Raw genomic sequence first — 22,777 nt, 5'->3', positions numbered from 1 at the left:
GCGGCGGTGCACTTCCGCAAGGAGATCGTCCGGCTGATCGCCGAGATCTCCATGGGCGCAGGAACATTGGCGATGATCGGCGGAACCGTGGCGATCGTCGGGTTCCTGACGCTGGCCGCCGGCGGCACGCTCGCGGTGCAGGGCTACTCGTCATTGGGCAACATCGGCATCGAGGCGTTGACCGGGTTTTTGGCGGCGTTCATAAACGTGCGCATCGCGGCGCCGGTCATCGCCGGTATCGGGTTGGCCGCCACCTTCGGCGCCGGGGTGACCGCGCAGCTGGGCGCCATGCGCATCAACGAGGAGATCGACGCGCTGGAATCGATGGCGATCCGCCCGGTCGAGTATCTGGTGTCGACCCGCATCGTCGCGGGGATGATCGCGATTGCGCCGCTGTACTCGATTGCGGTCATTCTGTCGTTTGTGGCCAGCCGGTTCACCACCGTGATGCTGTTCGGCCAATCTGGCGGCCTGTATGACCACTACTTCAACACCTTCTTGAATCCCATTGACCTGTTGTGGTCGTTTCTGCAGGCGGCGTTGATGGCAATCACGATCCTGTTGATCCACACGTACTTCGGCTTTTTCGCGACTGGTGGCCCATCGGGGGTCGGTGTCGCGGTCGGCAACGCGATGCGCACCTCGTTGGTTGTCGTCGTCTCAGTGACACTGCTTGTGTCGCTGTCCATTTACGGTTCCAACGGCAACTTCAACCTGTCGGGCTAGGGGAGGTAAGTTGACGCGAAACCTTGGGCCCGGCCCGGCCCATCGGTCAGAAACCACCAGCGCCGCGACCCCCGTGGGGGGACGTCCCGGGCGGCATTTCGGGACGAAAGGCTATGCCCGGCCGCTGGCCGGGTTGGCAACGATTGTGGTTCTGGGTGCCATTGTCGCTCTGGCTGTGAGCCTGTTCCGGGGTAGCTGGGCCGAAACCGTTCCGGTGACGGTGATTTCGGATCGCGCCGGCCTGGTGATGAATCCCGACGCCAAGGTGAAGATGCGCGGTGTTCAGGTGGGGCAGGTGTCCTCGATCGAGGACCGGCCTGACGGCACCGCCGCGCTGCACCTCGCCGTGGACAAGAACCAACTGCATCTCATCCCCTCGAATGTGTCGGTCGACATCGCCTCATCGACGGTGTTCGGTGCGAAGTTCGTACAGTTCGTCGCACCAGAAGATCCGTCGCCGGAGAAAATGCGCGGCGGACAGGTGATTCAGAACGAGCATGTCACCACCGAAATCAACACGGTGTTCCAGCAACTGGTCACAGTGCTGGACAAGATCGACCCCGCGAAGCTCAACCAGACTCTCGGCGCGATCGCGACCGCCTTTGACGGCCGCGGCGAGAAATTCGGCAAGACGTTGGTCGACTTCAACGCACTGCTGGCCAAAATCGAACCCAGCCTTCCGAACCTGGCCCATGACATCGAGGCGGCCGTGCCAACCCTCACCGCCTACGGCGATGCGACGCCGGACCTCATCTCGACGGTTCAGAATGCGACCCAACTGAGTAACTCCATCGTCGACGAGCAGCAGAACCTCGACGAGTTTCTGGTCAGCACAATCGGTTTGGCCGAAATCGGTAACGAGGTGATCGGCGGCAACCGCCAAGCACTCAGCGAGGTGCTGCGCTTGCTCCTGCCCACCACCGATCTGCTCAACCGGTATCACGAGACAGTCGGGTGCACGGTCGGCGGACTCGCCACGTTCTCGAAAGGAATACCACAGTATTCCCATATCCTGTTCCTAGCTAGCCTCACCCTCGGCGTCGAGCGTTATCGTTATCCGGAAGACCTGCCGAAGGTCGCCGCCAAGGGCGGCAACTATTGCAAGGAACTGGGTCTGCCGGACATGCCGCCCGGATTTCGGCCGCCGTTCCTCGTCAGTGATGTCGGCACCAACCCGTTCAAGTACGGAAACCAAGGTATCCTGTTGAACTCTGACGCGCTCAAGCAGTGGCTGTTCGGGCCGATCCCGGGACCGCCGCGCAACACCTCGCAGATCGGGATGCCGGGATGACGCGCTTGCGGGGAACGATTATCAAGTTCGGTGTTTTCGCGGTCGTCATGCTCGCATTGACCGGCTTCCTCTTCGTCACCTTCGCCCAGGTTAGGACCGGGTCGACGAGTAAGTATTCCGCGGTCTTCGACGATGCGTCGCGCCTGGAAACCGGGGACACCGTGCGCGTCGCCGGCATTCGGGTGGGCACTGTGCAAGATGTGTCGTTGCAAGCCGATCGTAAGGTCCTTGTGAAGTTCGACGCGGACCGCAACATCGTGCTGACCACCGCGACCAATGCTCACATTCGATATTTGAACCTCGTGGGCGACCGCTACCTCGAACTTGTCGACGCGCCAGGATCGACGAAGATCCTTCCCGCGGGCGCCCAGATACCCGTCGACCGTACGGCACCCGCCCTCGACCTCGACCTGTTGCTCGGCGGGCTGAAACCCGTTATCCAAGGGCTGAATCCGCAAGACGTCAACGCGCTCACGGCGTCGTTGGTCCAAATATTGCAAGGCCAAGGCGGCACGCTCGAATCGCTGTTCTCGAAGACTTCGTCCTTCTCGAACTCGCTGGCCGACAACAACCAGGTGATCGAGACCCTCATCGACGACCTCAAGGCGGTGCTGGAGACTCTCTCGAAGGACGGCGACGAGTTCTCCGGCGCGATCGACCGACTCGAACAACTGGTGAGCGGCCTGTCGCAGGACCGCGACCCGATCGGTGACGCCATCACTTCGCTCGACAACGGAACCGCCTCCCTCGCAGACCTTCTCGGTGAGGCGCGACCGCCATTGAACGGCACCGTCGACCAGGTAAAGCGCCTCGCCGACATACTGTACGCAGACAAGGACCGCTTCGACGCCACCGTACAGCGCCTGCCCGAGATCTATCGCAAACTGGCACGCGTCGGCTCCTACGGCGCCTTCTTCCCGTACTACATCTGCGGGATCACCTTCCGCGCCAGTGACCTTGAGGGCCGCACCGTCCAATTTCCCTGGATCAGGCAAGAAACCGGAAGGTGCAGGGACGAGTGATGCAGAGGTACCGCGGATCGAAACTCATCAGGGCAGGCGTCATCGGCGTTGTCCTGATCATCCTCGTCATCGCGATCGGGCTGCAGCCGGAACGCTTACTCTCCTGGGCCACCTCACTGCGGTATCAGGCGTTGTTCACCGAGGCTGGTGGCCTTACCGTCGGCAATGACGTGACAGTATCCGGAATCAAGGTCGGCTCGGTCTCGTCGGTCGAACTCGACAACGGGGACGCGCTGATCGGTTTCACCGTCGACAGTCAATACGCGCTCGGCTCCGACACCAGCGCGCACGTCCGCACCGGAACCCTGCTCGGCGAGCGGGTGCTGGCGCTGGAGTCGGCGGGCAGTGGCACGCTGTCGCCCAACCAGGTCATTCCGACATCCCGGACGTCATCGCCGTATTCGTTGACCGACGCGGTGAGCGAACTCACCACCAACACCGCAGGCACCGACACCACCGCGCTCAACCAGTCGTTGGACACACTGTCGGCGACGCTCGATCAAGTCGCTCCGCAGCTGGGGCCGACGTTCGATGGCCTCTCGCGACTGTCGCAGTCGCTCAACAACCGCAACGAAAGTCTGGCCGAGCTGCTGAAAACGGCTGGCGACGTCACCGGGATCCTGTCCGAACGCAGCCAGCAGGTCAACGCGCTGATTCTCAACGCCAACGATCTGCTGGCGGTGCTCAATGACCGTCGGCAGGCGATCGTCGGCTTGTTGGCGAACACCTCGGCAGTCTCGCGGCAACTGACCGGCCTGGTTGCAGACAACGAGAAGGAACTGGCGCCAGCGCTGGAAAAGCTGAACGCGGTCAATCAGATGCTCGAACGAAACCGGGACAACCTTGCGAAGGCCATCCCTGGCCTGGCCAAGTACGAGCTAACCCAGGGCGAAATCGTTGCCAACGGTGCCTACTACAACGCGTTGGTCCCCAACGTCCAAATCCCGCAGGTTCTGCAGCCGTTCCTGGACTACGCGTTCGGGTTCCGGCGAGGTGTCAATGCCGGGCAACCGCCGGACACCGCCGGACCACGCGCCGAAATTCCGTTCCCCGTCAACGGGATTCCACAGCCAGGAGATCTTCCCAATGATGGCAACCCGTAAGCCACTGGCGGCTGCCACCGCCGTCCTACTTGCCCTCGCGCTGCTGGCCGGAGCGGTGTTCTTGGTGCGCCAGGTGTTCTTTGGGCCCAACACCGTCACGGCGTACTTCCCGACGGCTACCGCCATCTATCCCGGTGACGAAGTGCGGGTGTCGGGCATCAAAGTCGGCACCATCGACGGGATCCAGCCCGAGGGAACGCAGACCAAGCTGACCCTGAAGGTCGACCGCGACGTTCCGATACCGGCCGATGCGAAGGCGGTGATCGTCGCTCAGAATCTGGTTGCGGCGCGTTACGTCCAGCTCACGCCGGCGTATCGGACCGGAGACGGGCCGACCATGGGTGACGGCGGAGTCATTCCCAGCGACCGAACAGCTGTACCCGTGGAGTGGGACCAGGTCAAAACCCAGTTGATGCGCCTGGCAACCGAATTGGGACCCAAACCAGGTCAGGACGGCGGGGTGTCGGACACCTCCGTTGGCCGGTTCATCGACAGTGCCGCCAACGCGCTGGACGGCAACGGCGACAAGCTGCGGCAGACGCTGGCCCAACTGTCCGGCGTTGCACGGATCTTCGCCGAAGGCAGCGGCAACATCGTCGACATCATCAAGAACCTGCAGGTATTCGTCAGTGCGCTTCGCGACAGCAAGCAACAGATCGTCATGTTCGAGAACCGGCTGGCCAGTCTGAGCAGCGTCGTGAACGACAGTAGGTCCGATCTGGACGCGGCGCTGTCTGACCTTTCGGTTGCGATCGGCGAGGTCCAGCGCTTCGTCGCGGGTAGTCGCAACCAGACCTCCGAGCAGATCAGAAGCCTGGGCGCTGTCACTCAGATCCTGGTCGACAACCGCATGGCCCTCGAGAACGTTCTCCATGTGGCGCCGAACGCGCTCGCCAACTTCCAGAACATCTACTACCCTCCCACCGGTGGCCTGAGCGGATCATTCGCGTTCAACAACTTCTCGAATCCGGTGTGGTTTATCTGCGGCATGATCGGGGGCGTCGCGAACACCACCGCACCCGAAACCGCGAAACTCTGTGAGCAATACCTCGGTCCCGCATTGCGGCTGCTCAACTTCAACAACCTCCCGTTGCCAATCAACGCGTACCTGAGGCCGAGCGCGAGTCCGGACCAACTTATCTACACCGACCCGAAGCTGGTGCCCGGAGGCCCAGGCGCGGGCGATGCGCCCGAGCCGCCGCCCGCGGTGTCGGCCTACACGGGCGTGGGTGATGTGCCGCCGCCCCCGGGGTATGGAAACGCTGGGCTGCCCCCCATGCCGCAGGGTCTGTACGGGCACGACGAAATCCCCGCCATTCCGTCGCCGGCGCTGTTCCCGGGCGCGCCGATTCCGGGTCCGCCCACTGTGATTTCCCCGGCACCCGCAACCGTCGACGGCGTGCTGCTTCCACAGACTTCGGCGCCCGGCGCTCCGCCCGGCCAACCCCTACCGCCCGATGCACCCTTGTTGCCCGCCGAAGGGATGCCGCCATCATGATCCGCCGGAGCCGTGTGAAGGGACTGATCGTCACCGGGTGCTGTCCCGCCCTGGTGCTGACCGGCTGCGCATTCCAAGGGGTGAACTCACTGCCCCTGCCAGGGACCGTCGGACGGGGGCCGGACGCGGTGATCTACCACGTCGAGATTCCGAATGTCGCTACATTGGAGTCGAATTCGCCGGTGATGATCGACGACGTCGTCATCGGCAGCGTCGGCAAGATGACCGTCGACAACTGGCACGCCGACGTCGAAGTCTCAGTCAAGCCCGACGTTGTAGTGCCGGCCAACGCGGTGGCCACAGTCGGGCAGACCAGCCTGTTGGGATCCATGCATCTGGCCCTCAATCCGCCGCTGGGCGAAACGCCGAGTGGTCGACTGCAACCCGGTGCCACCCTGCCCTTGAACCAATCGTCTACCTATCCGACCACCGAGCAGACACTGTCCTCACTGTCGACGGTCGTCAACGGAGGCGGGCTGGGCCAGATCGGCGATATCATCCACAACTTCAGCGCCGCATTGTCCGGACGTGAGCCTGAGATCCGCGACCTGCTCTCCCGACTCGACAACTTCGTCGGAGTCCTCGACCAGCAACGAGACAACATCATTGCCTCCATCCAGCAACTCAACCGAGTCGCCGGTAAATTCGCAGAGCAGCGTGACGTGATTGACCGCGCGCTCAAGGATATTCCGCCGGCGTTGGACGTGCTCATCAAGGAGCGGCCTCGTCTGACAACGGCACTGGAGAAGCTCGGAGAGCTCAGCGACACCGCCACACAACTGGCCAACGACAGCAAAGCCGACCTGGTGACCAACCTGCAAAATCTGGAGCCGGCACTTCGTGCACTCGCCGACATAGGACCCGACCTGACTGCGGCACTTATCTTCGCCACAGCCTTCCCCTACGGCCCGGCCTTCGCCGACAAGATCACCAAGGGCGACTACATCAACCTGATCGCCATCTTCGACCTCACCTACCCGCGATTCAAGCGCGGATTGCTCCTCGGCACCCGGTGGGGCGACGCATATGCCAAGCTCATCCCCGCGCCGGGGGATCCCTACTATCTCAATTACTCCTACACACCGATGTCGATTGGCGTCGCGCCGCCGCCAGCGGAGGCGCTGCCTCCACCTCAGGCGCCGCCGGGCGGACCGATGCCGCCCGTGACCGAACCGCTCCTGCCAGTGGCCCCGCCGCCGCCTGCCACGCCCTGGCTGCCGCAGGGACCGGTGATCACGTCGTCGCAGATCTTCGCCGGGCCATACGGAGCCGACGCGCCGCCCGGTCCCGCGGCCCCACCGCCAGCTCCGGCGGCGCCGCCCAACGCCGTCCTACCGATGCCTGGAAGTGGTGGCTGATGCTGACCCGCTTCGTACGGAACCAGTTGATAATTTTCACCATCGCATCGATCGTCGGTGTGGCGGTGATGCTCTTCGCCTACATGCAGGTGCCGACGCTGCTCAACATCGGCCGACTGACAGTGAAGCTGGAGTTGCCTGCCGCGGGCGGTCTCTACCGCTTCGGCAACGTGACCTACCGGGGTGTGCAGGTCGGCAAGGTGACGTCGGTGGCGCTGACCGAGAACGGCGCGGAAGCGACGTTGTCGCTGGACCGGTCACCGAAGATTCCCGCGGACCTGCAGGCCGACGTGCTCAGCGTTTCGGCGATCGGTGAGCAGTATGTGGACCTACGCCCGCGCACCGATTCCGGCCCGTACCTGCAGGACGGATCGCGAATCCCGATGGCCGACACCACGATCCCGCAACAGGTCGGTCCGATGCTGGATCAACTCAGTGAGCTTGTGGACAGCATCCCGGAGGGCAGGATCTCCGACCTGCTCGACGAATCCTTCAAGGCATTCAACGGCGCCGGTGATGATTTCGGATCACTGCTCGACTCCGCGGCCAAGGTGACTGAGGACGTCAACGGTGTGTCCGGCCAGACGCGGTCGCTGATCGATGACAGTGGGCCACTTCTGGATTCACAGGCCGAGACCGCGGACGCCATCCGCACATGGGCGCACAGTTTGGCCGGAGTCACCGGGCAGATCGCGCAGAACGACCCAGAAATACGCGCGATCCTGCAACGCGGACCCGGCTTCGCGCAGGAGGTTAGCCAGCTTCTGGATCAAGTGAAGCCGACGCTACCGATATTGCTGGCGAACCTCACCACCCTGGGGCAGATTCTCGTCACCTATAACCCGTCGCTGGAACAACTCCTGGTGGTCTTTCCGAACGCCCTGGCGTCTAACATGTCGTTCGGGCTTGCCAAGAACAATCCGACAGGGCTGGCCGTGAGCGATTTCGCGCTGACCATCAACGATCCGCCGTCGTGCACGGTGGGTTTCCTGCCGCCGTCGCAGTGGCGTTCACCGGCTGACACCACCACGATCGACGCACCGGACGGGTTGTACTGCAAGCTGCCACAGGACTCCCCGATCGCGGTACGTGGCGCGCGTAACTATCCCTGCATGGGCCACCCGGGAAAACGCGCGCCGACAGTCGAACTCTGCAACGATCCCAAGGGATTTCAGCCGTTGGCGATGCGCCAGCACTCGCTCGGGCCTTACCCGATTGATCCGAGTCTGATCGCGCAGGGGATCCCCGTCGATGATCGCATCGATTTCAATGACCGAATCTTCGCGCCGCTTGAGGGGACACCGCTACCGCCAGGTGCGGTTCCGTCGGGAACGCCGCCGGGTCAACCGCCGGGTCCGTCCGATCCGCTCGCGGCTCTGACACCGCCGACACCATCCGCGCCGCCTTTGCCGCCGCCGCCGCCGGGAAACTCTCTCAATGGGCAGCCCATTCCACCGGTCGAGCCGGTTCCGATTGGATCGGCGCCTGGTGAGTCGGCGCCGGCTCCACAGGGCGACGGCGCGGTTCCCGCCGCGCCGAGTGCCTTCGGTGGCAACGATTCTGGGGACGGACCGTCCGTCGCTTTCGCGCACTATGACCCAAGCACGGGCCAGTACTTGACGTCCGACGGTCAGTTACAGCAGCAGACGAATCTCGCTGCCGGAGCCGCGCCCAAGTCGTGGAAGGATCTGCTTCCGTTCTGACCCTGTCTACGACGCTTAGGACAGCTTGTCCAACCGCACCGGCATCTCGATGACAAGGGGTTGGTTTCGGCCGCATGCACCACTCGGGCTCGACGTACGTTGGCGGCCCACGAGGAGGTCGACGATTTTCATGTCCCGGGTACCAAGGGCGGGTTCGAACCCGTAGAACTGGAACCTCTGTTCGCCAGGGGCGAACGTGCCGTCGGGGCACGGCTCCCAATTGGGAATGATGCGATCAATGACCCAGTAGTCGTTCGGATAGCCGAACCAGAGCCGAGCGGTCCAGCCATGGTCGCTCGTCACCTGGCCCTCGCACTCGATTGGACTCACGCAGCTCGAGCTCAAGGTCCAGGTCTCAACTACCGTCGTCTCGTCAATGAAGACCTCGTTGGTTTTCGCCCACTCGCCGTCCGACATCATCCGATAGGTGCCGTTGAGCTCGACCCCATAGTTCGAGGCGTGAGCCGACGGCGCGGCGCCCGAACCTCCAACCACGGTAACGGCTGCTAACGCTCCGACGACGATCTTCAATCCGCGCATGACCTGAAAGCCTATCTTGGGCGGCAGCAATCCTCTCCGAAAGCGAGAATTCCATTCCGGCGCATGTCAGAATGATGCGGTGCGATCCACCGTCGCAGTACTTTCTGCACTCCTGACCGCAGGTCTGATCACTCTCGCGCCGCCGGCTTCAGCTGGGCCGACCGAGTGCAACTATCCGTCCTGCACACCAGGCATCATGCCGAACGTCGTGCTCGGCTCGTACTGTGACAACGCCACGTACTACTCGTTCGGCGTGACGTCGTGGGGACGTCTGGTGTTCTGTGGGTCGCCGAGGCGCTACGAACCGCGATGGTTCCGGTCTCCCGAAATGCACGGGATCAAGGAAGAGAACAGTCAGTGCTCGACCTATGAAGGCGAAGTCGCGCAGGCGCCGGACGGCTTGTTCTTGACCTGTGTCGCTAGACCAGATGGCTTCCCCAAGTGGGAGCGCGGCGACCTCTGAGCACCCTCGCCCTGCGCGATCGGAAGTGGCCGGACGGCCATCAATTTCTCGCGAAGCTGTGCATCGCCCTGAATCAACGTCATGGCAACACTCTCACCGGAAGGTGAGACCACCCGGCTTCGTTCGATGAGTTGACTCGAACACAGTCCTCCCAGATGACTTCGTAATTTGGCATGAAGTCGAGCAGATGGTCCAGCGCGACAGCACTTTCCATCCTACCGAGCGCTGCACCTAGGCAGCTGTGGATGCCATATCCGAGGCCGAGGTGTTGCGCCCCCGCTCGGTCGCGGTCGATATCGAAGATATCTGGGTCGCGGAACGCGTCGGGATCACGATTCGCGGCAGCCGTGCAGAGCAACACAGGCCTTCCCGGTGGAATCGTAACCCCCTGCAGCGTGACCTCTTTGAGTGTGTACCGCACGTTGTAGAGCACAGGTCCATCGAACCTGAGCACTTCCTCCACCGCCCCGCCGATCTTTGTGCGGTCATCAAGCAGCAGTTGCCACTGGTCGGGATGCTGCGCTAAGAGCGCTACGGCGCTGCTGACGACCTTGGTGACAGTGACGGCGCCGGCACCACCCAACAGCATCGCAAAGCTGGCGATCTCGAGGTCGTCGAGACTTGTCACCTCGCCGCCCTCACGCATCATTTCTGCGCCGACGAGGGTGCTGATCATGTCGTCCGATGGCTGCTCCCGGCGTTGCTGAACCAGGTTGTGGTAGAAGGCGAAGGCCTCCAGCAGCGCCGTCGTAAAAGCTTCGTCGACTTCGTCGCCGGCGCGGTGCCGCATTATCTCCTCGGCCAGCAACCGCAGGCGCTGCCGCGACTCCGTCGGCACGCCTGCCATGTGCGCGATGACCTCGACGGGGAATGGTGCAGAGAAGTCTTGCACCACGTCGAACCGGCGAGGGTCCGCCGTGCTGAGGTACTTCTCCACCAGGCTTGCGACTGTCTCGCGCAGAGCCGATATCGCTCTTGGCGTGAATGCCCGACTGACTAACCCGCGCATACGTCTGTGTTCGGGCGGATCCATCAACAGGATGAGGTTGGGTGGAACGTCGCCCGACTTCACCATGGCAAGGTCGTAGCCGTGCGCGGACGAATACGTCGAGTAATCGCGATACGCCTGGGCGACATCGGCATGTCTGGTGAGCGCGTAGAAGTCGAGTTCGGAGTTGTAGTACACCGGCGACTCTGCGCGTAGCCTGCGGTAGCTCTTGTGTGGGTCTGCGAAGAACTCGTCTGAGGACGGGTCGAATTCCATTCCACCCCTATTGGTCGATGTTGCGGCCGAGCCACGCACCACGACGCGGAAGTCCCATCGCTATCCGGCCCATCTGGTGCCCTGCCCATGCAGGAAGAATGCGGTACACGATCATCGACGTGCGAGCGTCGGGGCCTACGCCGTGCCGCGCAAACGGGGCCCGCTCGGTGAGGGCGGTGGCCAGCCGCGGCGCGAATTTCTCGGGGGACCGTTTGAAGAACCCCACTGCCCTGCGTCCGCTGCGATCGATCCGGTCGTGAAGTTCCGCATACGGCCCGGCGTCGTCGCGATAGTGCGGGCTGTCTTCGGTGATCATGTCAGTGTCGAACGTTCCGGTCACCAACACCGTCACGCCGAGACCGAACGGAGCAATTTCATTCGCGAGGCCCTCGGCCCAGCGTTCGAGCGCGCTCTTTGACGCCGAATAGGGAGTGATTGCCGGCAACCCCCGTCCCGCCGCCTGGCTCGACACCACCACGATGCGGCCACGTCCAGCCGACCGCATCGATGGCAACAGCTGGTTGGTGAGCGCGACGGGTCCGAACAGATGCGTCGCGAACATTCGCTGCCAGACATCTGTAGGCAGCTCCTCCGAGCTTCCCGCGGCAGCAATGCCTGCGTTGTGCACCAAGCCATCCGGGGCACCGACCGCCGCCTCGATGTCGTGGGCCGCCGACGCGATCGACGAAGGGTCGGTGAGGTCAAGGCGGACCGCGATCATGCGCGGATCGTCCGGCTGGGCGCGTACCGCTGTCTGTAGTTGCGCGAGTGCGGTTTCCGGGCATCGGACAGCGGCGACGACGCGCCAGCCCAGCCGATACATGTGGGCGGCGCAGGCCAGTCCGATGCCGCGGGACGCACCGGTGATGACAACGCTCGGCGGTTGACTCATTGCCAGAACCATACTTCGATGGATCGATAGTTGGTTTAATCTTGTGTCGGAATGACGGGGGTGGTCGACGTGGGTAGCGAGGTGGCAGCCGAACCGATCCACCTTCCGACAGGTCCTGTCGCGCCGGCGTTCGTCCAGGGTCTCGTGTTTGCGGCGGGACGGCACAAGGCTTTGGCAGCAGCGCATCGGCGATACGGCCCGTGCTTCTCCGCGAAGGTTCCGTTCTGGGGCAAGGTCTTCGTCCTTGGCGAGGGCAAGCTGATCAAGGAGCTGCTTTCCAGCAGCAGCGACCTCGTCGACAACGCATCCGGTCTGGACACGGTACTGCCGGCCGGGTCAATGGTGAGGCTTTATGGGGCAGAACATCGTCGGCGTCGCAAGCTTCTCGCCCCCTCTTTCAACGGGCGTCGCATGCGCAATCACGAATCGATGATCGAAGAGGAAGTGCTGCGCGAGATCGCCACGTGGCCAGAAGGTGTGGAATTCGCCTGCGCGCCGTCAATAAGGCGACTCACGTTGAACGCACTGTTGCGCGCAGTCTTTGATGCGGAGGGTGAGGATCTCGCCGAGCTCCGGCAAATCATTCCGCGGATGTCGCTCTGGACCTCCCGGCTCGCAGTCCTACCACCGGCGCTGCGCCGGGATCTCGGCCCGCATAGCCCGTGGGGGCGGTTGCAGAGGGACAAGGCGCGCTACGAGGAAATCATTACCTCTCTGATCGAATCCGCCCGCCGCGACCCTGGTCTGGAAGACCGCGACGACGTCCTGGGAACGTTCCTGCAGGCCCGCTACGACGACGGTACTTCCATCGATGACGCACACATCGCCGATGAATTATTCGCACTGCTCGGTGCGGGCCATGAGACAACCTCGGCGTCGATCTCGTGGGCGATAGAGCGGTTGCGCCGGCACCCAGACGTCTTGTCGCGCTTGACCGCCGAAAGCGACTCGGGCGGCCACGAGTTGCGGCAGGCCACAATCTGGGAAGTGCAGCGGACCCGCCCGTCAATCGAGATGATCGCCCGCTCGACCCGTCGCCAAATCAGGCTGGGCGAGTGGGTTATCCCCGAGGATTCTATGATTCTGGTCGACATCGCATGCGCGCACAATTCGCATCAGAGCTTTGTGGACGCTGAGGCGTTCAACCCGGACCGATTCGTCGGCAACCCTCCGGAGAGCGTGGCATGGCTGGCATACGGTGCCGGGGTGCGCCGCTGTGTCGGCGCAGTGTTCGCCAATCTGCACCAGAATGTGACACTGCGAGTTCTGCTGCGCGAACTGGAAATTGCTACCACCGACGCGCCGGGTGAAGGTCGTCGCTACCGGGGAATCACCCCCGAACCGCGCCGGGGCGGCCTGTTGGTGATGAGGTGGCGCCGCCGCCACGCCGTCGCTGCCGCGAGCGCATTGGCATAATGACTGTCGAAAAGATGCAGCGCCTCAGCGGTTTCGACGCCAGCCTCCTGCAGCTCGAAACTCCTGACGTGCCAATGAATGTCGCTGGTGCCATCGAAATCGACACCTCGACCATGAAGGGCGGATACAACTTCGAACGATTTCGGGAGGGAATGAGGGCGCAAGTCAACGCCATTCCGGAACTCCGCGCGAAACTGGCTGACAGTCCGTGGAATCTGGACACTCCGGTGTGGGTTGAAGACGAACACTTCAACATCGACAATCATGTGCGCCGCGCCGAGATACCCCCGCCGGGGACGCGGCACGAAATATCCGACCTTGCTGGCGCACTCATCGCGGCGCCGATGGACCGGTCGCTGCCGCTCTGGCGTATGTGGGTACTCGAGGGCGTGGCGGGCGTGAAGCCAGAGGACGGTGGCCGCGTCGTCGTCCTGTTCGTGATACAGCACTCCATCATGGACGGGACCAGCGGACCGGCGATCTGGCTTCAGCTGAGCAGCGACCAGGTCGATGCGCCGGCACCCGAACCGATAGCCGGTTTTCCCAACGTCAGAAGGCGACAGATAGCGCTCGACGGTCTGCGGAGGTTCGCGCTGCGGCCATGGTTCTTGATCACCAAGGTGCTGCCCGCCCATTTTCGGGTGGCCTCCGATACCATTCGCCGGTTTGCGTCAGGCAGAGCCATGCCGCGCACCTTCACCGCACCGAAGGTCTTATTCAACGGCAAGGTCTTCGGACCCCGTACTGTCGGCTATGCCAAGTTGGACCTCGCGAAGGTCAAGACTGTCAAGAATTGGTTTGGCGTTACAGTCAACGACGTTGCGCTGGCGGTAGTCTCGGGCGCGGCCAGGAAATATCTACTCGACCGTGGCGCTTTACCGCACACCTCTCTGATCGCCATGGCGCCCGTCGGTGTCTTCGAGGGGGCCGACGACATGGGTCGCAACAACCTGACAGCGATGTTCACCGCACTTCACACAAATATCGCTGACCCGGCTCACCGGTTGAAGGCCATCGCCGAGACGACTTCGGTCGGTAAGGAACACAGCTCGGCCAAACGCAGGACGCTGCTTCAAGACTGGGCCAACTACGTCGCGCCAGGCGTTATCGGTGCCTTCGTGGCGCTCTACATGGGCAGCCGACTTGCGGAACGGCGGCCGCCGTACAACTTGTCCATCTCAAACGTGCCGCTGTCTCCGATTCAGCGATACCTGCAGGGCGGAAAGATCATCGCGATGTATCCGTTGGGCCCGCCGTTCAACGGAGTCGGACTGAACGTCAGCATGATGTCGCTGAACGGCAGTCTCGACATCGGCCTGGTGGGCTGCGCCCATCTGCTACCAGACATGTGGGACCTGGCCGACGCATTGCCTGCCGTGTTGGAAGAACTGGTCGCGGCGGCAAAGTAGTCGCGGTCGAGCAGGCGTAAAAACCGCCGACACGCCCAGGTTTTGGACGCCCTGTCGTCTAGCCAGAGGGCTTGAATTTGATGTTCAGTTCGGTGAGCCCGCGCAGGATGAAGGTCGGCTCGTAGGTGTAGCGACGCGCTCCAAGCGGTCCGTGCTTGTCCTCGCTGACGGTGATGTCAGCCATCCGGTCGAGGATTCGCTCGATCGAAACACGGCCCTCGACGCGCGCCAGCGGCGCGCCAGGGCACGAGTGGATACCGCGGCTGAACGCGATGTGCTCGCGGACGTTCTTGCGCTCGAGCGAGAACTCGTGCGGATTGTCGAACCGCTTGGGGTCGCGGTTGGCCGCGCCCGGGCTGACCATCACCGTGGTGCCTGCCGGCACCGGGGTGTCGCCGAGAGTCGTTGTCTTGCGGGCCATCCGGAATACGCTCTTCACCGGGCTGTCCATCCGCAGGCATTCCTCGATGAAGATCGGGATCAGACTGCGGTCGTCGCGCAACTGTTGCTGGATGTCCGGTCGGTCGCTGAGCACCCGCAGTGCCGCGCCGAGCAGCTTCGCAGTCGTTTCCTGGCCCGCGGCGAACAGGAACGTCGCGGTGCGGACGACGTCGACGACTTCGGGCGTCGAACCGTCGGGGTACTTCGCGGTGGCGATCGAGGTCAGGACGTCGTCGCGGGGCGACTCGCGACGTTCCTCGATGTAACGGGAGAATTTCTCGTCCGCCCACGCCAGCGGGTTGGCTGCGATCACTTCGTGGTCGAGGCCGCCGATGTTCGTTCCGGCCAGCTGGGCCCCGAATGCTTCACGGAAATCTTCGTGGTCGGATTCAGGCACGCCGAGGAGGTCGGCAACGACCAAGAGCGAGAACGGTTTCGCGTACGCCGCGAGGAACTCGCATTTGCCGTCGGCGATGAACTCGTCGATGTGACGATCGGCCAACCGCCACATGAAGTCCTCGTTCTCCTTGAGGCGCTTCGGTGTTAGCAGCCGAGAAAGGATGGACCGCGCGTCGGTGTGCTGCGGCGGGTCCATCGTGACCATGTGCTCGAACATGGGGATCTCGGTGCGGTGCGCCTCGAGGTCCGCACAGATGTCGTCGCCCTCGGGCGCGAACGGTATTGGCGTGAACGGACCCATGACCGCGACGCAGGACGAGTAATTCTCGCTGTCCTTGTAGACGGTGTTGGCCGCTTCCCAGCCGGTGACCGCAAGCACGCCGTTGTTGATCGGACAGCACACCGGGTCCTTTTCGCGGACGTGGTCGTAGTACGGATGTGGGTCGGGAACGAGCGACGGGTCGGTGAAGTAGTCGACGGAGTCGAAATCGGTGGTCATTTTAAAGCGCTTCCTCCCGGAACCCATGGTTGCTGTGGTGGTTTGACGGCACGACTATGCCCGACTGTGCGAGAAACGAAATATGCTGAGCACCTGCTTAGCATGGCGGTAGTGTCAGGGTCAAGATGACGGGGCTGGCCGGCGTCTAACATCTGCGTGTTGGAGCGTGGCGGCACGACGAAACAGGAGGTGGCATGGGATCGGCCCGAAGGATCGGGGCGCCGGACGCGAAAAATCGCGGTGTGCTGCTCGACGCGGCCGAGGAGCTGCTTCTGGCGGATGGCTACGCCGCGGTCACGTCGCGCCGGGTCGCTGAAAGGGCCGGACTCAAGCCTCAACTCGTGCACTACTACTTCCGGACGATGGAGGACCTCTTCTTGGCGGTGTTCCGCCGCAGGGCCGAGGAGGGACTCGAAGTTCTGGCGACGGCGCTGGCGTCGCCGCAGCCGCTGTGGGCGCTGTGGCGGTTTTCCACGATGCCGGAGGCCACCCGGCTGACGATGGAATTCATGGGCCTGGCGAACCATCGCAAGGCGCTGCGGGCCGAAATCGTCTACTACGCAGAACGTTTCCGGCAGGAGCAGAACACAGCGATTGCGGCGGCCCTGCGCCGCTACGGCGTGGACGTGGCGGAAGTTCCCCCGGTGGTGTGGACCGTGTTCGCGACGAGCGTGTCGCAGGGACTGGTGATGGAGCAAGAGCTCGGCATATCCACCGGGCACGCCGAGACGTTCGAGTACTGCGAGCGGTGGATTCGCCGGCTGGAGGGCGAACCACTTCCCGCAGACGGTGCGACGATGGCTTCTTACCAGGGGCGAAGCGAGCAGAGGGCACCCTTTGGTCCCTGATCGGTCGCGACGACGACGCCGTCCACCGCAAGCACGCAGTGAATGTTGGGCGTCTGCTCTCTCCCCGCGGTGCCTGCCGTGACCATGGCCCAGTCGTTCGGGTTTGCCAGCATGACGTCCATCACCCACATGTTGTCCGGGCCGACGTCCGCGTTGGCTTTCGGGCTGAATTGGTATGGGTTGTGGCTGTAGGCGGCCCAGTCCGGCGGGTCGACCTCGCGGTAGTAGATCGCCAGGTCGGCGAAGGGCTGTTCGGCGAAGACCGTGTACTTGACCTGGTGCAGAGGCGGCTGAGCGTGCGACACAGGGGGCGACAGCATGAAGCTGGTCGCCGTCAACACCGTCGCTAACAGGAGCCCGAGCGACGCCCGCGGAAACATCATTTTCGGATTCTAGAACGACGTTTTCCCATCGGGAGCCAAATGTCCGTTTCCACTCAGAGCGACAGGATCGTCGCCGAAGCCGTGCCTGGTGCCCCATAGACTTGGGCGAGACCCACTCGAGGCTCGCCGGGAACCTGGCGTTCGCCCGCCTCGCCGCGGAGCTGACGCACCAACTCGTGGACCTGGCGCAATCCCGAGGCGCCGATCGGCTCGCCGTTGGCGATCAGTCCGCCGTCGGTGTTGACCGGTAGCTGGCCGTTGATCTCGGTGGCTCCGTCGGCCAACAGCTTCTCCTGCTCGCCGTCGGCGCACAGCCCGGTCTCGGCCATGTGGATGACCTCGGCGCCGGCATCGGTGTCCTGCAACTGCGCGATGTCGACATCCTCGGGACCGATCCCCGCCACCTCGTAGGCGGCCTTGGCCGCGTACACGGTGGGGGACGGGTCCTCGTCCAGTGGCGCCGATGTCGCGTGCACTTCGTAGGCGCCGAAGGTCCGTGTGCGGATCTCGGTGGCACGCACGTACACAGGCTTGTCGGTGAAGCGGTGTGCGATGTCGCCGCGGCACATGATCACGGCCGCCGCGCCTTCGTCGGGCGCACAGAACATGTACTGCGTCAGCGGGTAGTTCAGCATGGCCGAGGTGAGGATCTCTTCCTCGGAAATCGGCTTGCGCCGGAACGCATTCGGGTTCTTCTCACCGTTGCGGAAGTTCTTGGCGGCGACCTTGGCCAGCGTCGCCTGCGAGATGCCGTGCTTATGGATGTAGTGATTGGCCTTCATCCCGAAGAACTTGGTGGTGACGAACTGACCGTTCTCGGCGTACCACTGTGGCAGCGCGAGTTTGGCGGGGTCGTCGGTGAAGGCGCCACGCGGGTGCTTGTCCAGGCCGATCGCGATGCCGATGTCGTACTTGCCCAGCCGGATCGTGTCCGCGGTCTGTTGAATGGCGCTGGCCGCTGTGGCGCATGCGTTGAACACGTTGGTGAACGTGATGCCGGTCAGGCCGACCAGCCGCGTCACAGCGTCCGGGTTGGACACCTCGTAACTGCCGCCGAAGCCGAACTGGATGTCCTTCCAGTCGACTCCCGCGTCGGTCAGGGCCAACTGAATCGCTTCGGCGCCCATCTCCATGGCCGTCTTTTCGAACCGGCCGAATGGATGAAGCCCCACACCGATGATGGCGACGTCGTTCATTGTCGACTGTTCCTCTCTCAGACCGGTTGGAAGGCGAACGTGACGATCTCGTTGCCTTCCTCATCGGTGGCGAAAGGCACCATGGTCAGCTCGACCTCCATACCGAACGCCAACTTCTTCGGGTCGTTCTCAGTGAGTCGGCCCTCGACGCGGATCACGTCCCCGAGTTGCACCAAGCCGACCCCGAAGGGGACGAAGTCTTTACCTGCGGGGCCTTTGTACGGCAGCCCGGGTGGGAAGCCCTGCGTCGTCCATGCCACCACCGTTCCGCGGCGAGGCAGCAGCACGTCCGACATCTCGCCGGCACTGCACTTTGGGCAGCGCTGCTGGACGGGGAACGTGGTAGCGCCACACACCCCACAGTTGCTTCCGATGAGCTGCGGGTTGTCGTCGGGCCAGGTGGAGATCTCCGGCGCGAGCGCTATCTGCGGTGTCGGCACGTCGCTGACGATAATCGGAAATGACGTTCTCGTCCAGAGAGAACCAGTGGATCACCGGCTGGTCGATATGCCTAAGACGGTCAGATCGATATCGACGACGATTTGTATGCGGGCTCGGCGCTGCGCACTGCAGCGGAGGGGCGGTGCCTGAGTTGCTGCGTCGGGCGGCGATTCGAGTGGCGGCGCGGCCATCGATCAAGCAGTGGCCCGCGCGGACGGTCGGCGGCCGTCCGAAGGACGACAGAGGTACTCGCGACCTTGGATGAGTGGCGTGGCGAGTGGCCCGATGCTGGTCGCTGATGCGTCGTGCCTATTCGAGGTCGTCGCAGACACGCCCCGCGCCGGTGAGATCGCGGCCCGGTAGTCCACCAATGTCGAACAGGCGGCACCGCACGTGATCGATGTCGAAGTCATGGAGGTGATCCGCGCCCAGCACCTCCGTGGCCACCTTGACGGCACAGCCGCGGCGCAAGCGGTGGCGGACTTGCGGGACTGGCCGGGCGAGCGTTGCGGGCATCCGTGGCTGCTCGACCGGGCCTGGCACCTACGGGATTCGGTACGGGGATGGGACGCGGTGTACGTCGCGCTGCCGGAGGCGTTCGATGCGACGCTGCTCACGCTTGACGTGCGCCTCGCCCGTGCGCACGGGCCAAGATGCAGAATCGAGGTCCTCAGCGTCAGAGACTGAAGTCGTAGTGCACGCCTAGCTATCCGCATTTCGTTGGCGGAATGACGGGACGCGCCGAGATGGGCAGCTCTAGCGTTGCGTGCACATCGGACTCTTGTTTGGCTAGGCGGTGAGGCTACGCATCACCTTCGAAACCTGTTGCGGGTGAGGCCAATGCGCCCAGATCGTCGCCAGGTAATCAGCTTGTTACAGGGCTTCTTTGGACCTAGAACTCGAGTCAAACCAGATCAGGCATGACTGCTGTTGACTGAAGTCGATACATCGGATACAAAGCGCTCATGTCACGGTCCGGGGGAGCCGGTGGACGTCATACTCCGCGGGGTTGCTTAGAAATCCGCCGGGTGTACGCACGCCTTCGCCTACGCGTCCGAGTAGATGTACTGGGCTTGCACCATGGCGGCCGCCGAGGTGGCGCGCGGGCCCTGACATATTCCGCTTTCCGACGAAAGCGCATGTCCTGCTCGAGCTTGGATCGTGGGCGGAAGCCCCGGATGGCGGCCGACTTCGACCGGGTTCTGGGCAGTCCGCACGGAGGTCGACGCTTCCTCCAAAGGGCATTTTCTTCTGTTCGAACTCGACGGGGTGCTCACTACCGCTGCGATGAGCCCCCCGCGCTCCACATTCTCACGGTCGTCCGATCGCAATCCAACAAGAATGGGTTTCCAACGATGATGCTAAGGCTTTGGGAGGGCGTCCGTTACTTCGCCGCGTACGGCGCTATCGCGCTGATAATCGCGTTCTGGTACTGGATGTTCAAGTCCATCGGAACATTCTGAGTCGCGCAGCACATCGTGTCGAGCTGCGCGATCCGGGGACATCGCGCGATGACTGAACTGGACGACGGACACGCATTGGACATCGAACGCAGTTGTGCGTTGACTGTGGTCGCGCTTAGTGAAACCCGATGCGAGGTGTGCTCCTATAACCGGGCCTACCGCAGTTCGCTGAAGGAGCTGAAACCCTCTTTCCGGCAACGCTTCGTCACCATTCCGATGACCTACTTGCCACCTGAAAGGGCGGCTGAGGTCGTCGTCGCCGAAGCCGGTGTCGGACCGACTGGCCACAGCGCAGCGACTCGTCAACTGTGCGATCGCGGTCCGCACTGCGGACGAAGCGTTCCATTTCGCCCCTCCCTCGACACGAGTGTTCGTTACCGCCGCTCTCTTGATTGCGTCGGGAGCTACCGAATTCGAGGCAGCACACGCGTGCACCTTGGCACCTCTGAGTACAGACGGAGCCGTCACCGACGGGCTTCGCGAGGTCGCGGCCGCGAGCCTGCTGACCGCCGAAGGGTCTACTAGCCCATAACCCGGAAAAGGAGCCATTGAGATGGATCAAAAAGAGAGGCAGCGCAAGACAGCGCTCATCGTCCTGCAGATCGTGATCTACGGCTATCTGCTGGTGATGTTCTCCATCCAGTTGTACATGTCCATCGTCCGAGGCTTGTGGTCGCTATGAATCTCCCTCTGATCAAACGTCTTTCAGGAAATGGGAAACGTGCGGCGTTGTCGACTGCGACGGGATCCGATAGTTCGGTAAGCCTGGAGGACCATCACGAGGAATCACACCGGGCGCAGCGGCGCGCCGACAAGTGGATGATCGTCGGCGCCGCGATGATGGGCATGTGGGCGCCCGGCCTCATCGGCTTTCCCATCTTCATGCGGGGGGTCTACCTGCAGCGCCAGGCGCTGCGCGCTGGCCTGTCAGTGCGGCCGATGCTCGTCACCCTCCTGGGTTATCTCGTGCTGCTCGACGCATGTCTGAACACCTTCGGGTGGGCGCTGGACTGGATCGCCAACCACACCTTGGTCAACCGGGTGCTGCTGGTCGGGTGGGGCAACATGTTCGACGCCGGCTACTTCTGGCATTACAACGAGCTGTGGGTTGGCGGCTCGGCGGCCCCGGGTGAGAAAGGTTTCGTATTCGGGTTGATCTTGACCGTGTTCACGATGCGGGCTGCGGCGGCGATCGGGTTCCTGCAGATGAAGCGGTGGGGCCATCAGTGGATGATCGTCACCTGCTGGATGGGCGTGGTGATCTGGTGTGCCTACGTCTTCAACATGACGATGTACGCAGACATCCGCTACGCCGGCACGGTGTTCCCCGTCGTCGGGTGGTGGCTCATCGACATCTTCTACATCAGCCCGTTCCTCGCAATCCCGTACCTGCATACGGTCAACCGCGAAATCTTCACCGACTGACTACGAGCCAAGGAGAAAGTCGTGGCTACACCCTTGTTCGTCGACTCCATCGGACGAGAAGTCAGCCGATGATCCGCCCGTTGGTACACGCCGTCTTACGCAAACATGCACAAGTGGATCAAGCGAGCGACCATCGTGTGCCTGGTCGCGCTTGTCGTGCAGGGTGCCTTCACCTTGCCGTTCATGGCGGTCTACTACGGTTATCCCACACTGAGCGTCACACAGATCTGTAGTGAGCTGTTGAAGGTCCGGTACTCAGACGACGCGTTGGAGTGCAAAGCGCCGTACCCGGCATTCGGTCCTCCCGAAGGCGCGGAGGGTAAAGACACTGCCCGGGACAAGTGGGGGATCCAACCCACACCCGACTACAACCGGCTCGGATTTTGTGAGCTGGTCCGCATTCACGACGAACGAGTAGCCAGGGAGGCTGTGCAGGACGCATCACCGGCGCCGTGACCAAGAAGTCCCGCGACACATTCGGGATGGGACCTCGGTGAGATCGTGGGTATCGCGAAAGCGGTGTCACCGCAACACAAAACCGTGACCAGAACGTCATCTCGACGGCGGTTAGGGCTTGGATCTTTTCCGAGTGCGCCGCCGACGAGTGGTTGAACGGCTCGAGGACCGCCGATACATGTCGGAGCGGTGTTCCCTCCAGAAGATCACGAAGACGAAGCCCAATCTCTTGAATCGCAGGTGCTGTTACGCACTCGCGAAAGTTCCAATCGCGGAACCTCATGATTGACCACATCCGGATCGTACGGTAAGACATCCTGTATAGCGCACCGTAAACTGTGCCTGTACAACAGCATGAACTCGGAGCAGACCCTCCAGCGGAATGTCCTTCGCAAGGAAGGAACAGGCTGTCCGCCAGCCGTATTCGACTGCGTTGGAGGGGCGCACCGAACCTAGCCGGGTGATAGCGGGTCCACAGGGGGGGTCGCGTCTATGACGCAGTCAGAAGTCGTCTTCGAGCCGTTCTCCGATGAGTTCTTCC

General features: G+C 62.9%; 21 protein-coding genes and 2 pseudogenes. 16 read left to right on the top strand and 7 right to left on the bottom strand.

Features of this window, described 5'->3' with window-relative positions:
* From VFH65_RS27525 to VFH65_RS27495, 7 genes are all read left to right on the top strand, one after another.
* A partial coding sequence (locus tag VFH65_RS27525) for an ABC transporter permease (protein ID WP_353326024.1) occupies positions 1-726 on the top strand: 726 nt, incomplete at its 5' end.
* 10 nt (positions 727-736) lie between these two features.
* Positions 737-2,017: an MCE family protein gene (locus VFH65_RS27520; RefSeq protein ID WP_414688522.1), complete on the top strand. Its 1,281-nt coding sequence runs from the start codon at positions 737-739 to the stop codon at positions 2,015-2,017.
* On the top strand, positions 2,014-3,039 hold the full coding sequence (locus VFH65_RS27515; RefSeq protein WP_353326022.1) for an MCE family protein: 1,026 nt from the start codon (positions 2,014-2,016) through the stop codon (positions 3,037-3,039). The genes VFH65_RS27520 and VFH65_RS27515 overlap by 4 nt, the downstream gene beginning before the upstream one ends.
* A complete protein-coding gene (locus tag VFH65_RS27510; protein ID WP_353326021.1) occupies positions 3,039-4,142 on the top strand; it encodes an MCE family protein in 1,104 nt (367 codons plus the stop codon). Before VFH65_RS27515 ends, VFH65_RS27510 begins: the two co-directional genes overlap by 1 nt.
* The gene (locus VFH65_RS27505) at positions 4,126-5,640 is read left to right on the top strand and encodes an MCE family protein (protein WP_353326019.1); all 1,515 of its coding nucleotides are present in this window, start codon (positions 4,126-4,128) and stop codon (positions 5,638-5,640) included. Before VFH65_RS27510 ends, VFH65_RS27505 begins: the two co-directional genes overlap by 17 nt.
* Positions 5,637-6,998 (top strand): MCE family protein, encoded by a 1,362-nt coding sequence (locus VFH65_RS27500; protein WP_353326017.1) that lies wholly within the window; start codon positions 5,637-5,639, stop codon positions 6,996-6,998. The genes VFH65_RS27505 and VFH65_RS27500 overlap by 4 nt, the downstream gene beginning before the upstream one ends.
* Positions 6,998-8,701, top strand: coding sequence for an MlaD family protein (locus VFH65_RS27495; RefSeq protein ID WP_353326015.1), 1,704 nt, complete (start codon positions 6,998-7,000; stop codon positions 8,699-8,701). Before VFH65_RS27500 ends, VFH65_RS27495 begins: the two co-directional genes overlap by 1 nt.
* 15 nt (positions 8,702-8,716) lie before the next feature.
* Here the strand turns inward: VFH65_RS27495 and VFH65_RS27490 are convergent, their stop codons facing one another.
* Positions 8,717-9,241 (bottom strand): hypothetical protein, encoded by a 525-nt coding sequence (locus VFH65_RS27490; RefSeq protein ID WP_353326013.1) that lies wholly within the window; start codon positions 9,239-9,241, stop codon positions 8,717-8,719.
* A 79-nt stretch (positions 9,242-9,320) separates the two neighbouring features.
* Here VFH65_RS27490 and VFH65_RS27485 point away from each other — a divergent pair, with 79 nt between their 5' ends.
* A complete protein-coding gene (locus VFH65_RS27485) occupies positions 9,321-9,704 on the top strand; it encodes a hypothetical protein (protein ID WP_353326011.1) in 384 nt (127 codons plus the stop codon).
* A 79-nt stretch (positions 9,705-9,783) separates the two neighbouring features.
* On the opposite strand, the gene VFH65_RS27480 is transcribed toward VFH65_RS27485, so the two are convergent.
* Both VFH65_RS27480 and VFH65_RS27475 read right to left on the bottom strand, forming a co-directional pair.
* Entirely contained in the window at positions 9,784-10,968 is a 1,185-nt protein-coding gene (locus tag VFH65_RS27480; protein ID WP_353326009.1) for a cytochrome P450, read from the bottom strand.
* A gap of 7 nt (positions 10,969-10,975) precedes the next feature.
* Positions 10,976-11,860 carry an SDR family oxidoreductase gene (locus tag VFH65_RS27475; protein ID WP_353326007.1) on the bottom strand — a complete coding sequence of 295 codons (885 nt, stop codon included), beginning with the start codon at positions 11,858-11,860 and terminating at the stop codon, positions 10,976-10,978.
* Positions 11,861-11,911: 51 nt separating this feature from the next.
* Between VFH65_RS27475 and VFH65_RS27470 the strand changes: the two genes are divergently transcribed.
* On the top strand, positions 11,912-13,276 hold the full coding sequence (locus VFH65_RS27470) for a cytochrome P450 (RefSeq protein WP_353326006.1): 1,365 nt from the start codon (positions 11,912-11,914) through the stop codon (positions 13,274-13,276).
* Positions 13,276-14,685 carry a WS/DGAT/MGAT family O-acyltransferase gene (locus VFH65_RS27465; protein WP_353326004.1) on the top strand — a complete coding sequence of 470 codons (1,410 nt, stop codon included), beginning with the start codon at positions 13,276-13,278 and terminating at the stop codon, positions 14,683-14,685. Before VFH65_RS27470 ends, VFH65_RS27465 begins: the two co-directional genes overlap by 1 nt.
* A 58-nt stretch (positions 14,686-14,743) precedes the next feature.
* Here VFH65_RS27465 and VFH65_RS27460 read toward each other — a convergent pair whose 3' ends face one another.
* Complete coding sequence (locus VFH65_RS27460; RefSeq protein ID WP_353326002.1) at positions 14,744-16,024, bottom strand: cytochrome P450; 1,281 nt, start codon at positions 16,022-16,024, stop codon at positions 14,744-14,746.
* Between the two features lie 194 nt (positions 16,025-16,218).
* Between VFH65_RS27460 and VFH65_RS27455 the strand changes: the two genes are divergently transcribed.
* Positions 16,219-16,872, top strand: a complete 654-nt coding sequence (locus tag VFH65_RS27455; RefSeq protein WP_353326000.1) for a TetR/AcrR family transcriptional regulator — start codon at positions 16,219-16,221, stop codon at positions 16,870-16,872.
* On the opposite strand, the gene VFH65_RS27450 is transcribed toward VFH65_RS27455, so the two are convergent.
* The 3 genes from VFH65_RS27450 to VFH65_RS27440 are packed head-to-tail and all read right to left on the bottom strand — an operon-like array spanning position 16,830 to position 18,903.
* The gene (locus VFH65_RS27450) at positions 16,830-17,255 is read right to left on the bottom strand and encodes a hypothetical protein (protein ID WP_414688521.1); all 426 of its coding nucleotides are present in this window, start codon (positions 17,253-17,255) and stop codon (positions 16,830-16,832) included. The two genes, VFH65_RS27455 and VFH65_RS27450, sit on opposite strands and share 43 nt — an antisense overlap.
* Positions 17,256-17,308: 53 nt before the next feature.
* Positions 17,309-18,451 carry a thiolase family protein gene (locus VFH65_RS27445; RefSeq protein ID WP_353325999.1) on the bottom strand — a complete coding sequence of 381 codons (1,143 nt, stop codon included), beginning with the start codon at positions 18,449-18,451 and terminating at the stop codon, positions 17,309-17,311.
* A gap of 17 nt (positions 18,452-18,468) precedes the next feature.
* Complete coding sequence (locus tag VFH65_RS27440) at positions 18,469-18,903, bottom strand: Zn-ribbon domain-containing OB-fold protein (protein ID WP_353326026.1); 435 nt, start codon at positions 18,901-18,903, stop codon at positions 18,469-18,471.
* Positions 18,904-19,285: 382 nt separating this feature from the next.
* Between VFH65_RS27440 and VFH65_RS27435 the strand changes: the two genes are divergently transcribed.
* From VFH65_RS27435 to VFH65_RS27415, 5 genes and pseudogenes are all read left to right on the top strand, one after another.
* Positions 19,286-19,579 (top strand): type II toxin-antitoxin system VapC family toxin, encoded by a 294-nt coding sequence (locus tag VFH65_RS27435; RefSeq protein WP_353325998.1) that lies wholly within the window; start codon positions 19,286-19,288, stop codon positions 19,577-19,579.
* Positions 19,580-20,484: 905 nt separating this feature from the next.
* Positions 20,485-20,887 (top strand): annotated as a pseudogene (locus tag VFH65_RS27430) (CbbQ/NirQ/NorQ C-terminal domain-containing protein); the annotation flags it as partial.
* A gap of 21 nt (positions 20,888-20,908) precedes the next feature.
* Complete coding sequence (locus tag VFH65_RS27425) at positions 20,909-21,037, top strand: hypothetical protein (protein WP_353325996.1); 129 nt, start codon at positions 20,909-20,911, stop codon at positions 21,035-21,037.
* Entirely contained in the window at positions 21,034-21,780 is a 747-nt protein-coding gene (locus tag VFH65_RS27420; protein WP_353325994.1) for a hypothetical protein, read from the top strand. The genes VFH65_RS27425 and VFH65_RS27420 overlap by 4 nt, the downstream gene beginning before the upstream one ends.
* A gap of 87 nt (positions 21,781-21,867) precedes the next feature.
* Positions 21,868-22,236: pseudogene (locus VFH65_RS27415) on the top strand (hypothetical protein); the annotation flags it as partial.
* Positions 22,237-22,777: the final 541 nt, after the last annotated feature.

This window comes from Mycobacterium sp., from assembly GCF_035697385.1.
Classification (GTDB): Bacteria; Actinomycetota; Actinomycetes; order Mycobacteriales; family Mycobacteriaceae; genus Mycobacterium.
Note: the sequence above shows the minus strand (reverse complement) of the source record. Positions and strands in the feature narration are given on the sequence as shown.